Annotated in this window: 14 protein-coding genes and 1 pseudogene; 6 read left to right on the forward strand and 9 right to left on the reverse strand. The window is 56.1% G+C overall.

Annotation, left to right across the window (positions count from 1 at the left end):
- Window positions 1–170: 170 nt before the first annotated feature.
- The 5 genes and pseudogenes from ACWKV9_RS14015 to ACWKV9_RS14035 all read left to right on the forward strand — a co-directional run bounded on the left by ACWKV9_RS14015 (window position 171) and on the right by ACWKV9_RS14035 (window position 4,669).
- Entirely contained in the window at window positions 171–797 is a 627-nt protein-coding gene (locus ACWKV9_RS14015; protein ID WP_483836715.1) for a response regulator, read from the forward strand.
- Window positions 798–805: 8 nt separating this feature from the next.
- Window positions 806–2,761: pseudogene (locus ACWKV9_RS14020) on the forward strand (transporter substrate-binding domain-containing protein); the annotation flags it as partial.
- A 256-nt stretch (window positions 2,762–3,017) separates the two neighbouring features.
- Entirely contained in the window at window positions 3,018–3,770 is a 753-nt protein-coding gene (locus tag ACWKV9_RS14025) for a hypothetical protein (RefSeq protein ID WP_483836716.1), read from the forward strand.
- Window positions 3,771–3,782: 12 nt separating this feature from the next.
- Window positions 3,783–4,436 (forward strand): SOS response-associated peptidase, encoded by a 654-nt coding sequence (locus ACWKV9_RS14030; protein ID WP_483836717.1) that lies wholly within the window; start codon window positions 3,783–3,785, stop codon window positions 4,434–4,436.
- The gene (locus ACWKV9_RS14035; protein ID WP_483836718.1) at window positions 4,433–4,669 is read left to right on the forward strand and encodes a hypothetical protein; all 237 of its coding nucleotides are present in this window, start codon (window positions 4,433–4,435) and stop codon (window positions 4,667–4,669) included. The genes ACWKV9_RS14030 and ACWKV9_RS14035 overlap by 4 nt, the downstream gene beginning before the upstream one ends.
- 627 nt (window positions 4,670–5,296) lie before the next feature.
- Here the strand turns inward: ACWKV9_RS14035 and ACWKV9_RS14040 are convergent.
- From ACWKV9_RS14040 to ACWKV9_RS14050, 3 genes are all read right to left on the reverse strand, one after another.
- On the reverse strand, window positions 5,297–6,064 hold the full coding sequence (locus ACWKV9_RS14040) for a DNA adenine methylase (protein WP_483836719.1): 768 nt from the start codon (window positions 6,062–6,064) through the stop codon (window positions 5,297–5,299).
- A 178-nt stretch (window positions 6,065–6,242) separates the two neighbouring features.
- A complete protein-coding gene (locus ACWKV9_RS14045) occupies window positions 6,243–6,758 on the reverse strand; it encodes a DUF2514 domain-containing protein (RefSeq protein ID WP_483836720.1) in 516 nt (171 codons plus the stop codon).
- Window positions 6,755–7,180 carry a cell wall hydrolase gene (locus ACWKV9_RS14050; RefSeq protein WP_483836721.1) on the reverse strand — a complete coding sequence of 142 codons (426 nt, stop codon included), beginning with the start codon at window positions 7,178–7,180 and terminating at the stop codon, window positions 6,755–6,757. The genes ACWKV9_RS14045 and ACWKV9_RS14050 overlap by 4 nt, the downstream gene beginning before the upstream one ends.
- A 184-nt stretch (window positions 7,181–7,364) precedes the next feature.
- Here ACWKV9_RS14050 and ACWKV9_RS14055 point away from each other — a divergent pair, with 184 nt between their 5' ends.
- The gene (locus ACWKV9_RS14055; RefSeq protein WP_483836722.1) at window positions 7,365–7,862 is read left to right on the forward strand and encodes a helix-turn-helix domain-containing protein; all 498 of its coding nucleotides are present in this window, start codon (window positions 7,365–7,367) and stop codon (window positions 7,860–7,862) included.
- Window positions 7,863–7,980: 118 nt separating this feature from the next.
- Here the strand turns inward: ACWKV9_RS14055 and ACWKV9_RS14060 are convergent, their stop codons facing one another.
- The 6 genes from ACWKV9_RS14060 to ACWKV9_RS14085 are packed head-to-tail and all read right to left on the reverse strand — an operon-like array spanning window position 7,981 to window position 13,208.
- Window positions 7,981–8,529: a hypothetical protein gene (locus ACWKV9_RS14060; protein ID WP_483836723.1), complete on the reverse strand. Its 549-nt coding sequence runs from the start codon at window positions 8,527–8,529 to the stop codon at window positions 7,981–7,983.
- Entirely contained in the window at window positions 8,496–9,701 is a 1,206-nt protein-coding gene (locus tag ACWKV9_RS14065) for a hypothetical protein (RefSeq protein WP_483836724.1), read from the reverse strand. The genes ACWKV9_RS14060 and ACWKV9_RS14065 overlap by 34 nt, the downstream gene beginning before the upstream one ends.
- 3 nt (window positions 9,702–9,704) lie before the next feature.
- A complete protein-coding gene (locus ACWKV9_RS14070; RefSeq protein ID WP_483836725.1) occupies window positions 9,705–10,199 on the reverse strand; it encodes a hypothetical protein in 495 nt (164 codons plus the stop codon).
- A gap of 3 nt (window positions 10,200–10,202) precedes the next feature.
- Complete coding sequence (locus ACWKV9_RS14075; RefSeq protein ID WP_483836726.1) at window positions 10,203–10,943, reverse strand: hypothetical protein; 741 nt, start codon at window positions 10,941–10,943, stop codon at window positions 10,203–10,205.
- Window positions 10,944–10,971: 28 nt separating this feature from the next.
- The gene (locus tag ACWKV9_RS14080; protein WP_483836727.1) at window positions 10,972–12,501 is read right to left on the reverse strand and encodes a hypothetical protein; all 1,530 of its coding nucleotides are present in this window, start codon (window positions 12,499–12,501) and stop codon (window positions 10,972–10,974) included.
- Window positions 12,502–12,518: 17 nt separating this feature from the next.
- Window positions 12,519–13,208 (reverse strand): hypothetical protein, encoded by a 690-nt coding sequence (locus ACWKV9_RS14085; RefSeq protein WP_483836728.1) that lies wholly within the window; start codon window positions 13,206–13,208, stop codon window positions 12,519–12,521.
- Window positions 13,209–13,214 lie beyond the last annotated feature (6 nt).

Here is a 13,214-nt window from a genome sequence, read left to right on the forward strand (position 1 = left end):
GTACTCCCGCGTTTAATTTTCAACGCTCTACAGGGGTATTTACGTACGCTGATACGCTTATTTTTGTAGGAAACCTCCTATATCTCCCCAGTAGCAGGGTCTGTTCATGTGACTACCTGAACAACTGAGATAAGGTGCGCGCTTTCTTCGCTGCTTGTATGGATTGAACTATGAACTCAGTATTTATAATCGACGATCATCCGGTCATTCGCATGGCTATCCGGATGTTGCTCGAAAACGAAAATTACAAAGTGGTGGGCGAAACCGACAACGGCGTTGATGCAATGCAAATGGTTCGTGAATGCATGCCTGACCTGATCATCCTCGACATCAGCATCCCCAAGCTGGACGGCCTGGAAGTGCTGGCCCGCTTCAACGCCATGAACCTGCCATCGAAAATTCTGATCCTGACCGAACAAACGCCCAATCTCTTTGCCATTCGCTGTATGCAATCGGGGGCAGCGGGATATGTCTGCAAACAAGAAGACCTCAGCGAATTGCTCAGTTCGGTGAAAGCGGTATTATCCGGCTACAATTACTTTCCTAGCCAGGCACTGACAACGCCCCCCCGCGAGGACGGACGACCGAGCGAAATTGAATTATTCAAACTGGTTAATGATCGCGAATTGATGGTATTGCAACTCTTCGCCCAGGGCCGCACAAACAAAGAAATCGCCAAAGGAATGTTTCTCAGTAACAAAACAGTCAGCACCTACAAGACGCGTTTAATGCAAAAACTGAGAGCAAAGACCCTGGTAGAACTTATCGAGATGGCAAAACGCAATTCGTTAGTGTGAGAGATAGGATGCCGAAGGGTTTAAAGGACTATTGGATACTGGCGATACTTGCCTGCCTGGGTTTTTGTGCTCAGGCCGACACTGCTTCTGCCGAAAGCTACACGCTATTGAGTCGATCCAATCCGGCGCACATGGACGTGACCCTGGATCGGGCGCAGTGGCAGTGGGTACGCAACAAGCGCGAACTGATCCTTGGCACCTCCGCCCCGGATTATCCGCCCTTTGACATGACGATGACCGGCCACGATTACGAAGGCTTCACCGCCGACTATGCGGGGATCATAGGCCGTGCGCTGGACCTGCCCGTGAGGGTCCAGCGCTATGAATCCAGGGAGGCCGCCATTGCCGGGCTGCAAAACGGCGAAATTGATCTGCTGGGCAGCGCCAACGGCTTTGAAGCCAGCAAAAACAACATTGCGCTGTCCACGCCATACGCAGTTGATCAACCGGTACTGGTCACGCGCATCGGCGAAAGCCGCTCCCTGGGCGACAACCTCAATGGCCTTCGCCTGAGCATGGTTTACCACTACCTGCCGCCCGAAGCGATCAGCGCTCTTTACCCCAAGGCCCGACTGCAGACTTTCCCGTCCTTTCAAAGCGCCATCAACGCGGTGGCTTTCAATCAGGCCGATGTGTTTCTGGGCGATACCATCTCCACTCACTACCTGATCAACAAGGGCTACCTGAACAACGTGCAGATGGCCAATTTCGGGAAGCACGAAGCCAACGGTTTCAGCTTTGCCACCCGCACCGACAACAGCACTTTGACGGATATCATCAATCAGGTGCTCAAGGGCATTCCGGTGGAGGAGCGCATATCCATCTCCAAGCGTTGGGGTGCCGGTAGCGATTTGATGCTGACCGACCAAAAACTACAGCTCACGCAACGAGAGGAACGCTGGATTGCCCAGCACCCCACAGTTCGGGTTGTGATCAACGAAGCTTATGCGCCGCTGACTTTTTTTGACGCCAGCGGCAACTTTCGAGGGGTCACCGCAGACCTGCTCGATCTGGTAAGGCTGCGCACCGGGCTGAAATTTCAAGTCAGCCACGCGCCGAGCATGAACGACATGATGAATCAGGTCATGAACGGCCAGGCAGACCTGATTGGCGCGATGATCCCCAGCGACGAGCGCGAAAATCGCTTCAGTTTCAGTCGGCCTTATCTTGATAACTCATTCGTGCTGGTTACACGCAAGCAGCCGTCCAGCCCCGCCAATCTCGAGCAACTCAATGGCAAGCGCGTAGCCTTGACCCTGGGCAGCCCGACACTGGATTACCTGCGCCAGAAATCCCCCGACATATACCCGGTGGAGGTGGACAATCCTGCCCGGGCCCTGGACATGCTGGCCCATGGTCGCGTCGAAGGCGCGATCACTTCACTGCTCAGCGCCAGTTACTACTTGTCGTCGAGAGCACTGAATGACTCGCTGCAGATGCGCGTGACGGTAGGCAACGAGCCAGCCAGAATTTCGATGGCCACCGCCCGCAATGCCACGGAGCTGAGCGGCATCCTCGACAAGGCGCTGTCGAGCATTGCGCCCGAAGACTTGATGGTCATCAACAATCGCTGGCGTTCCTATATCCCGGCCAGCCACGGCGCGTGGCAGGATTATCAGCTGCTCATCTATCAGATTGTGGTCGGCGCAGGCTTGTTGCTGCTCGGGTCGCTGGCCTGGAATGCCTGGATGCGGCGGCAAATCAAGCAGCGCGAACGCGCCGAGCGCGCCCTCAATGACCAGTTCGAATTCATGAGCGCGTTGGTCAACGGCACGCCGCACCCCATTTACGTGCGTGACCGCGAGGGCCTGCTGAAGATCTGCAACGAAAGCTATCTCGCAGCCTTCGGCGCCCGACGCGAAGAGGTCATCGGGAAAAGCATTCTTGATGGAGTGCTCAGTGATACAGACGAGGCTCGGGATTACGCCCTGGACTACCAGCAAGTCATGGAGCAGGACGCATCCGAGAAGGGCAATTACTTTATAAAATTCAGATAGTTAATGTAGATTTCGACGCATTTCTGCAACGCAATTTTCAGACGTTAGCCCCTCAATGAAATCAATCAGTTACGGTTGTGTATTGGGGAGGCTTTCCCATCTCCCGGCGTCCTGCCGATTGCTATCCTTCCCTATTTTACTGCTGCCCGTCAGATGACCTTCGCCATCCTTCCTCAAGTTGATTACTGTATATGCAGACAGTATTTCTGATTAAGTGCGAACGATGGATATCCCCCAGAAGGACGAGATTCTTGCCGACTGGCATCAGCAGATCGGCAACCGACGGCATTGGCTCAACCCCTTAGCCCACTACAAATTTCTGATGCGCCTGGCCGACCGGCTGTTGGACCTCGGCGCCATCGACCCGCTGGAACGCTTCGATATGGTTGAACTTGCAAACGCCGCCTTCTGCCATTTCACCGAGGAGACCCCAGCCGAATGGCGTCACCCCGCCTCCGATTACGACGTTTACAACGCCGGCGGCGAACCGGTCGGGAGCATCCGTGGGAATCGATATTTCCTGAACGCTGGTATGGCGCAGCCAGGCCCGATGGATTTCTTTGCCCAGATTCAGCGCGCTGACGGCCAATCCAAAATCGTCACGCGGTCGTACCAGCCCTATGGCGAACTGATTGACCGGCACATCTACACGGAAACCGGGCAGAAGCTGACGCTGGTCGAACGCAACCGGCTGTTTGCAGGCGTGGCCAGGACGCGGCTGGACGATCCGGATTGCTATCGCGCGACAGTCGACGCGGCACTGATCGCCCTCGAAGAAGGCAACATGGCTCTGTACGTCGAGCTGTGGGAGAAAGAAAACTTCTCAATCTTCCGCCGCTGCTCGACCTGCTGCGATCGCTTCTACCTGCGTGAGGACTGCGACGCCTGCGATGGCCAAGGCTTTGTCGAAGATCCTGAGTGCCCCAGCAAACTTCCTCTGTCCATGCGCGGTCAACCGGTGACGAAAACGGATTGATAGAGGTGCGCCATGTGCAGCCATTACGAAGCCCCGTCGCACCCGCAGATCATGAAAGCGTTCGGTGTTGAGGGCCCGGAACAAGGCAGGCTTGATTTGTGGCCGACCTACATGGGCCCATTCCTGCGGCGACCCGAGCGCGAAGAAGGCCAAGACGAGCCTGGTCCAGCGCTTGAAGTGCTGTCTGGATCGTTCGGCCTGATCCCTGGCTGGAGCAAAGACACAAAGATTGCCCGGCGCACGTACAACGCCCGATCGGAAACGGCCGCGAAGAAACCATCTTTCCGCAGCGCTTGGAAGAACGGACAGCATTGCATCATCCCCGCCGCTGCGATTTACGAGCCGGACTGGCGTTCCGGCAAGGCCATCCCGACTCGGATCGCCCGGGCAGACGGCGAACTGCTGGGCATCGCTGGGCTGTGGGAGTGGTGGCGCAATCCCGAAGGCGAGATCGTGCACAGCTATTCGATGCTGACCATCAACGCCGACGACCATACTTTCATGCGGGATTACCACAAGCCGGACGACGAAAAGCGGATGGTGGTGATTCTGCCCGCCGGGCTCTACAACGATTGGCTCGATGCGCCAGCCAACGAAAGCATGGAATTCATGCGGCAGTATCCGGCCGACCGGATGGCAGTGGTGCCAAAGGAGAAGGAATCATGATTTTGGATGATAGCGCTTTACCGCCAAGGTATCGCGAGGAGGTCCAACGGCTGCTGTCGATGATCAGCACCGCAGTGGATGCTGATACGGCGCGAATCGTTGGCCGGTATGCGGAGGGAGTCGTGCGAGGGTTTGAGGTTGCCAAGTCGCTGAGGGATAGCGACGTCGAGGAGCTATTCGTGATGATCGAAGCCGCGATACAGATGCGGCTTGAGTATTTGGCTTCTCAGTAAATTACCCACATGATGGCCAGCGCGACCGTAATCCAGATGAGCGTCAAAAGTATGAAAAACCCAACAAAGCGCAAGTCCATGGCATTACCCCCGTGCTCCAGCCTCTATTTTGTGTAGGTCCTCCCATGGATGATCTTCATACCGGGCGTGCCCACATCCATGGGCGTGTTCGAATGCGCACGATCCTTCACCCTCCACTTGCTCGGCCCGGCAGGTCCTGCAAAAGATGACGCCCTCTGTAATTCTCCAAAAAGAATTCCATTTCACAAGCTTCTCTGAGCTGCTCATTACAACTACTCCAGCTACAACCTCGAAGCGGGATTGATGTGTCACCATGGGCGCATCAAACGCCAATTGATATGTAAACCGGGCAACCAGCTTGATTCGGTGACGCGCGGTTGCATTGAAGAGCGCCTGGGAGGATTGATCTACGGACAGGGCTTGAGAGGCTGCTTCACAAGCCAATCAGGCTGTTCGGACACCGCCATAAGCCTTGCCAGCTCTCCCGCGCGTTTGTCAGCCATTTGGAACAGGTACCACCAATGCGGCGCGAAAAGAAGGCGCGATACCGTGAGGAATCAACGCCTACTAAAGTGGGCAGCTTTGTGAAGGCGGCTGCTGTGAAACTCACCAGTTCATGATCGCCAACTCGCCGGTGACAGCTGCTTTACCACTTCTCGCATTAGTAGTGGTGTATCGAATACGAAGCTCTTCGAACCGAAACCCTTTGAACAGTTCTCGGATATCTGGATGGTCATTGATACTCACCATCACCTTCCCTTGGCACCGGCGCATAAAGTCCGCCATCAGTTGGTATTCGACCCAGCCAAACTCGGTTCCGTAGCCCTGTGTTTGCCAGTACGGTGGGTCCATGTAGTGGAAAGTATGCGGGCGGTCGTACTTCTCTGCGCACTTCAGCCAGGGCAGGTTTTCGACGTAAGTGCCTGCCAGTCGCTGCCAGGCCGTCGACAGCGCTTCCTCTAACCGCAGTAGATTGATTGGCCGGCCTGTCGTCGCAGTACCAAAGGTCTGGCCGGTGGCCTTGGCGCCGAAAGCATGATGCTGAAGATAAAAAAACCTCGCGGCACGCTGGATATCGGTCAGCGTCTCGGGTCGGGTCATCTTCTGCCACTCAAAGATTTGCCTCGAGCTCAGCGCCCACTTGAACTGGCGAATGAATTCCTCAAGGTGGTTTTGAACGACACGGTAGAGGCTTACTAGCTCTCCATTGAGATCATTCAAGACTTCAACCTTGGCAGGCTCCGGCCGTTTAAAGAAAAGCGCGGCGCCTCCGGCGAAAACTTCTACATAGCATTCATGCGTTGGAAACAGAGCGAGGAGCGGTTTGGCGAGGCGGCGTTTGCCACCCATCCACGGGACAATCGGATTGGTCATTTTGCAAGCCTTTACTGTATGGATAAACAGGTGCTAGGCTCGCCCGGCTTTGTGCACAGAGCGGGGGGCCTTGGCTGGACTTGCAGGGATGATCTGCAGTTCGGTGGCCAGAACGGATGTTGACGCATCCGAGCTGGCCGCCTCTTTATGTGTGCTAGGCGTCTATTATATCGCGGGATTATCTGCTCAAAGACCGATAGGCCTGCTCACACGCCAGCCCGGCTATCCGGGCACCGTCATAAGCCCGCGCCAGCTCTCCCGCTCGTTTGTCAGCCCTTTGGAACAGTTCGGAAAGCACCATTGCGGCGCGGGTGGCTGCTTTGCCTCGCTCGGTAGCGCCGGTATCGCTGGAGCTGCAGGTGGATCTGGCAGCAAGGTTTGCGGCTTCGGCCCGCACCCGCTCACCAGCATCGTCAGCGCCAGAAGCATCAGCAACGGCAACCTTTGTTTGTTCTCTCGCATCATTCCCCACCTGGTTGATTGCCGTCTGGCGGCGTTGCTCTTCGGTTCGATTGGCCGTCGTTGCGGCGGCGAGTCCCTTCGCCTGCAAAACTTGCTGGTCCGCCCACAACGCCTTCCACCGAAGATCGGTAACGGTCACGCCATGGTGGTAAGACCCGTAGAGCACGCCTGCGCAAGCCAGGATGATCAGCACCAATCCCCCAAGCCTCACGTACAAGCTGGCTGAGTTCATGGCACGTCCTTGAAGAAAATGTGGGGGCCCAGGCGCAATGTCTGCTTCGCGCCCACTACCCACTTCGGCGGCTTGGCCATCGATGTCGAGTAGTAGTGGGTCGCACCGCCGGTAGGGTCAGGCTTGGCGCCGTCGATGACTTGCTGCGCGGCGAGCTGGCACTTCGCGAACTCGGCTGCCGGAATCGGCTTGGCACCGCTGAGGAACGGAAAGTTCGGGTCGTTAGAGTTCCAGCAACTGAACTGGTACGGCTTCTGGCAGACGCCGGCGTAGCCCTCGCCCCACCATGATCGATCATTGCCGTCGTTCACCCGGTTGCGGATCGTCCATCCTGTGGCCACCATCCCGTCAAGGCCTTCGCCGCGCGCTTCGCCCCACAGCGTACGCGCGAGCACATCGCGATCTTTCTCAGTTACAGGCATCACTTTTCTCCAGACGAAAAAAAACCCGCAGGTAGCGGGCGATCAGAGGCACATCGTTAAATACGGTCTATCTTGAACAGACAAAGTCGTACGAGGCATCAGCTATTCGGAGAACCTCGTGCTCCAGCCCCCATCGCACTCGTGTTTTGAAAGAACTACGCGTGGATTTCGCAGGAGTATCACCATGAAAGCTTTTGGATTTCGGCTAAAACAGGAAAGAACCAGGTTAGGGCTTTCCCAAGCGGCCTTTGCAAGAATCGGCGGGGTTGCACCGAATGCGCAGAGTCACTACGAAAGCGGATGGCGCAGACCCAGAGCAGATTATTTGCAACGGGTGGGTACTGCTGGCGTTGACCTGATCTTCCTGCTAACTATCCAATCATCAACTCTTTCAGAGACGCAGTCGCAGGATCCGAAATCCGAGTCGATGACAAACTTAGGTAGCGACCAAGCTGTTGATGCCTACCGTTGCAACGCTCTGCATGAGCTATTTGAACTGCTAAAGCTGAATCTTCAAACTTCTGCTAAAGCCATCTCGGAAGCTGCGCACATCCTCAATCCTGGAGTCGACCAAGCTAGTGACCGTGCGCTACAAAATCAGCTGGATCACCTAATCGCTGACTCCATCAATCTGGCCAATGTCGCTTTTTCAAAAGCCGCCGCTGACAGCCGCGACCAGTAAGTCTGATTAGAGTCGGTAATAGTTTTAAGAAACCTGGGCTTCCCAATTAAACAAAGCCCGCTCATGGCGGGCATCGGTATTGCCCGTTAACTACGTTGGCTGGGGCTCTCCGGCGGAGTCAACCTTCAGCGACAGGGGCCGCATAGAGCATATCCGTCAGCCGCTGAATTTCGACTTTCGCTGACTGTCGTGCCTTTTCCGCTTCAAGTGCGGCCTGATCAAGCAGCGCGTGAAGGCGAATGACTTCGGCCTGTGTCGCTCCAAGCGTTTGCGATACTTCCGCGAGCTGCGACTGTAACTGCACCGATGCTTTCTCGGTCGCTTCAACCTGGGCGTTCGATTGCGTCAGCTCGGTGGACAGCGAGGAGACTTTCCCCGATAGCAACTGGTTCTGAATTACCGTTTCGGCAGTGACTTGCCCGAGAACCTCAGACAGTTTGGTGCCCGCCTCTTCGGGCAAAGTCGCAAGCTGCTCGGGAGCGTTGATAGTGCTGTTCAACACTTTCCCGTCTTTGATGAATTGCGTCATCTGGGTTTGACTTGCCCCAATCAGCTTCCCTTTGTTGGGGTCAAGTTCACCAAATCGGAGCAACACCTCGTACAGAAATGTTGGTTCTTCATAAACAGGCATGATTAATTTACCGGCGTAGTTGTGTTTACTGGACACCAGTTGGTGCCGTTGGAGTAGCAGAGCTTCGCGCCGCCAGTTGCATTACTGACGATGATCAAATAATTCGGATATGACGCTGCTGATGGCAAAGTCGACAGGGTGAAGGAGCCTGTGCGAAGCGGTTGTGTGCAAGTCGTGGCGCCGAGTAGGCCAATACCGGTCCCTACCAAATTGACCGTGCCGGCGGAGAGCTGCAATGTCGCACCGTCGTTTGCGCCAGTCCCGCCGCTAGAAAGGATGCGCGCATCGCGGTCAACCGCCACGGCACCACTGTGGAAGTCGATATAGGTTGGTGTGGCCACGCCCGAAGTGACATTGCCCAATTCCATCGTCCCGCGAAACACCACGCCACCGGCTGATAGAGTCCCCGACACGTCAGCATTGGCCGACACTGCAAGCCCTCCTATGGTCACAAGCCGAGTCGAACGGTTTATCCCCAATGGTGTACCAAGGTAAGCACCTGCATCGGTTCGGGCGATTAACGCAAAATCACTACCTGTGTTCGAACCAGACTCGGCTACCTCACTGCAGACAAAATCCCATCGGCCCAGACTGCCTGTTTTAAAGCTCAGGTTCTTGGCATAACCCGCGTCACCATTGATGACCACGCTCGCGGTGTTCGGGCCACGGTTAACCGTGATATCGCCCGCCGTCGAGAGTGAACTATTGCTTGTAACCGTGCCATTGAGGCCAATGGTTGCAGCCTGCATTTGCAAAGCCGATCCGCCGGCGGCGCCGTTGCCGCCCGTTGAGATAATCCGAGCGTCATAATCCGTCGCGGTCGCACCGCTGTGAAAATCGAGGTATGCGGGTGAAGCCACCCCATCTACTCTTCCAAGCTCAACCCCGGAACCCTGAACGATCAGCTTCGAACTTGCCGGGGTGAGTGTCAGCGACCCGCCCATGGTGACGTTCCCGGTCAGCGATGCATTCGCAATCGGCGCTTTCAGATCTAACGCTGCCTGCTGCGGTGTGCTCACTGGCTTGGCGTTATCCGCTGTATTTTCGGCATTCGGCAGGCCTACATCTGTTTTCGTTAGAAGCACTGCCCCGGTGCGCCCCGCCACAGACGTGACGGAACCGGTTTTGTCGACCTTTCCGCTGATGAGCGCCTTTATGTCGGCGCCGATGGCTTGCGCCAGCGCGATGATGCGCGCATCGAGGCTCACCGGTTAGGCCTTGGCGGTGACGTAGGAGGCCGAGAAATCAGTCTCGGGGTTGCCCACGCCGATGTTCTGGCAGGCCTGCAGCTTCTGTGCTGTGGACAGGGTCTGCGCATCGTCAAAGCGAACACGGTTTGCAACAGCGGTGGTAAGCGCCGTCAGCAAACCCTCATCGTTCACGATCAAGTCCTGCAGCTCTTTCAGGGTGTCGAACGCCGCACTGGCGCCACCCAAGATCGAAGCCTGGACGGCAGCCTTGCCCGCCTCAATCGAGTCGAAGATTTTGTTGGCCGACCAGGTGACAGACGTTGCACCGTCGCCTGCGCCGTCGTCGATCACAGCGCCCGAGGATCCCAGCAGGCTGTACAGCTCATTGATCGCAGAGACCAGGTTGCCTTTTGCCGTGGTGGACAAGGCCGTCAAGTCACCCTGTTTGAGGGTCAACGCTTTGATGTCGGCGCCGACAGCCTGGGCGAGAGTGATGATGCGGGTTTCAAGAGACATGATTTATCCTTTGGCGAGAATGTAGTAGTTGAGTGGGTCGGGGATTAAATCGTCTGAGACGTATAGCTTTCGGTCGGAGCCGAACTTGAGGCGGTTATTTGGATCGGCGCTCAGCTCGGCGGAACCAACACCTGGTGCGCCCTGCTCGCCCACCGTCAAAATCTGCGGGTCATTGCAGTTGCCTGTGCAGGCTTCTCCAATGGAACCGGTGAAATAGCGCGTAAGCGTCGGCCCGGCGTAGGTGACATCGAGCGTGTAGGTGAGGTCATCGCCTGTGAGCAGCGCAGTCTGCGCAGCGGTAAGCACGCGGCTGATGGTCCCCGGCGCTGTAACTGCCAGACCGGCGCCCAGCGCTAGCGTCAGCACCAGCAATTCCCCGCGGCTGATCGTCATCACGGTCGATGATTCGGAGAGGTTCACCGGCGCCCGGTAAATGATCTGTCCGCCACTGGCACGCAATCCCGCCGCCGACAGCGAATTAATCTCGATGACGTCAGCGCTGATCAACTTCGCTTTGTGGGGTAACTGACGAATCGGCTCTCTGTTCAGATCGGTCATGCCCTGGACGCCGCGCACCCAGACCGGCCAATCAGAGGTCAACCCGTGGCTGGGCACCGTGAGGCGAACGGGCGCGCCCGCAATGCTGGAGATATCCCGGTAAACAAACTCGGGCTGCATAATCCGAATGGTGTCGCGGTAAGTAGTCCCCGGAATGACGGACAGGTCTTGACAGGCCGGCTGCATGGCTGGCTTCTCCTAAGTTGGAAGGGGGTTAGACCCAATTAACTTTATCGGGGGATAAAATAATAAATTCTTCAGTAGCCGGGTTATAACTTCCGTAATGGCGCATGTCAGATGGCAGAACTTCTGAACCATCAAGGCTCTGATAGCCTTCACTGGTCATCACACCAATCACTCTTTCAATATCATCACCTCTAGCATCAGATTCGGTAACGGCAATTAAATTATTACTATAAAGAATGAATGACCATTTTTTAGCGCTTGCTGCATAGTAAGGAAGTGAGCCACCAGAACCGCCAAAGCTTGCGCCTAGATCTGTCCACATTTTAAAAGGTGTTTCGGCGTAAGTGGTTGTATTGGTCCAAATTCCATCCACATACACAACCGTCAAGTCACCATTATTCCAATTTGAAGACACTGAATAACTATTGGTTCTGCTCCATTCTGACCCTGGACCGTCCCACGTTGCTGTGCCCTGCCCGGAGGCAATTCCGCCTCCACTGATATTTGAACTGCCACCATCTAAGACATTCTGCCCGCCGTTTTTATATTCTTCTATGATTTGGGGGGACAGGGTAGAAACCGTAAAGCTGGCTGCACCTCTCACATAAGTGTCGTGACACTTTAGGTGGCACGGCCGAACATCTTCGCCCTCAAAGATAACCATCAGCATCCACTGACGCGTGACTTCAAGGCTTGCCGGTCCATTCCAGGAACCGCTGGGCCCATTAATAACCTCAATCGTAGGGGAGAAATCGTAAGTAACAACATCCCCTAAGCTGGGGTCGCGCTCAATGGGCTTTCTGTCGATTTCTATGGCAGGACCAGAATCTCCAAACCGTCCGAAACTATTGCCACTTTCGTTTCTTTCCTCAGTGTAAACATCGTCAAAGGCAAATAGCACTTCTCCGGCAATTGACAAAACCGAATCGGTTCTATCAAGCGAGACTTTATAGAACGTATAAGGCCGGGGCCGTGCATCCACATTTTGAGCGTCCCTGTCCGACGTCCGATTAAACAGCGACCAAGCCAATATTGCAGTTCGCCCGGAAGGGCTGAAGCTGTGTAGCCTCACCACTTCATCACCGGGAAAGCCCAGGTTTCCCGACAGTTTCCGGCGCATGTTGTCATCGGCTTGGCCTATCGGAGCGACAAGCAATGTAGTGAAAGTCTCACCCGCAACGCCAAACTCGCCGAACCGGGTCAGCGTGATTCGGATGTTGGTGGAACCGGCGTTAATGGTCCCCGCGATAATACTCGCCTGCCACCGGCTGCCATCCTCCGCCTGGAACATCCAACCTTGAAAGGAACGGCCGTAAAGACTGGCGCCAGTGATCAATGCTCGCCCGGCCCAATACTGCCCGCCCGGCGGCGCGGTGGCCGCTTCCTCGGGCGTGATGGGCGCGATCCCCTTAACCGAAATAAGGTGCGTATCGCCAGGGCCGAAAATCGCGGTTTGCAAGCCTTGAGGCTGATCGTATGGACGGGTGTCTCCATTCGGTAAATGGATCAGGGAGTTTCGCACCAAGCCATGCCAAGGCCAAACCAGTGTTCTATTCATGGGCCACCCTCAATACGCTAGACCGTACCCGACCCAGCGCCGCCGCCAGATCCGCCAGACGCCGACACAGCGGAAGTAGTACGGCCCACCACAAACCAGCCGCCACCTATGCCGAGCATGTCGTACCGGGTGATGCTGGCTCCGGAAGCCACCAGAAACCCATCCGCGACGTTAATCACCGGCGCCGATTCAGCGGACAGGTAACAGTTACTGTCACCAGCCGCGAAGTTGAGCATCAAGATTTCGAGTCTAAAGGCTTGGGCCCCTTCGGGCGGAGCCGGGAAGGTGATGGCAAAAGGCTGAGGCAGGCCCGAGACAAGCGACCAGCTCATGCTCTGATATTCGAGGCTGACGATGAACTCGATGGCCAGGCTGATCGGACTGCGGACAGCCCCGCCGGTCCCGATCAGAGCCGACAGCTTATTCAGCGTTCCGGCCGTCACAGCACAGTAAACAAAGGCACCGCTTGGCCAATCTTGCGCCGTGGTGCCTTCCTGGGCGCGTACGATCGACACCCCACCGAACAGGACCCGGACAGAAACAACCTCAACGGGCGCGGCATCAATTGGATTCAGCGAGCTGGAGAGCGTCAGGATGTATTCGCCGTCCGGCAAAAGCGCGAGCGACTCGGCGGAGATAGGCAAGTTGGTGTCGACCGCTGACAGCCCGGCGGTGAGCTGGGTAAGCCAGTTGTTAATGAAATTCATATCAGA

It is taken from the genome of Pseudomonas corni, from assembly GCF_057128765.1.

Coding starts and splice junctions, on each gene's coding strand:
- ACWKV9_RS14015 (WP_483836715.1), top strand. CDS start 171: ATGAACTCAGTATTTATAATCGACGATCATCCGGTCATTCGCATGGCT.
- ACWKV9_RS14040 (WP_483836719.1), bottom strand. CDS start 6,064: ATGACCAATCCGATTGTCCCGTGGATGGGTGGCAAACGCCGCCTCGCC.
- ACWKV9_RS14025 (WP_483836716.1), top strand. CDS start 3,018: ATGGATATCCCCCAGAAGGACGAGATTCTTGCCGACTGGCATCAGCAG.
- ACWKV9_RS14070 (WP_483836725.1), bottom strand. CDS start 10,199: ATGTCTCTTGAAACCCGCATCATCACTCTCGCCCAGGCTGTCGGCGCC.
- ACWKV9_RS14055 (WP_483836722.1), top strand. CDS start 7,365: ATGAAAGCTTTTGGATTTCGGCTAAAACAGGAAAGAACCAGGTTAGGG.
- ACWKV9_RS14045 (WP_483836720.1), bottom strand. CDS start 6,758: ATGAACTCAGCCAGCTTGTACGTGAGGCTTGGGGGATTGGTGCTGATC.
- ACWKV9_RS14075 (WP_483836726.1), bottom strand. CDS start 10,943: ATGCAGCCGGCCTGTCAAGACCTGTCCGTCATTCCGGGGACTACTTAC.
- ACWKV9_RS14030 (WP_483836717.1), top strand. CDS start 3,783: ATGTGCAGCCATTACGAAGCCCCGTCGCACCCGCAGATCATGAAAGCG.
- ACWKV9_RS14035 (WP_483836718.1), top strand. CDS start 4,433: ATGATTTTGGATGATAGCGCTTTACCGCCAAGGTATCGCGAGGAGGTC.
- ACWKV9_RS14080 (WP_483836727.1), bottom strand. CDS start 12,501: ATGAATAGAACACTGGTTTGGCCTTGGCATGGCTTGGTGCGAAACTCC.
- ACWKV9_RS14085 (WP_483836728.1), bottom strand. CDS start 13,208: ATGAATTTCATTAACAACTGGCTTACCCAGCTCACCGCCGGGCTGTCA.
- ACWKV9_RS14050 (WP_483836721.1), bottom strand. CDS start 7,180: ATGCCTGTAACTGAGAAAGATCGCGATGTGCTCGCGCGTACGCTGTGG.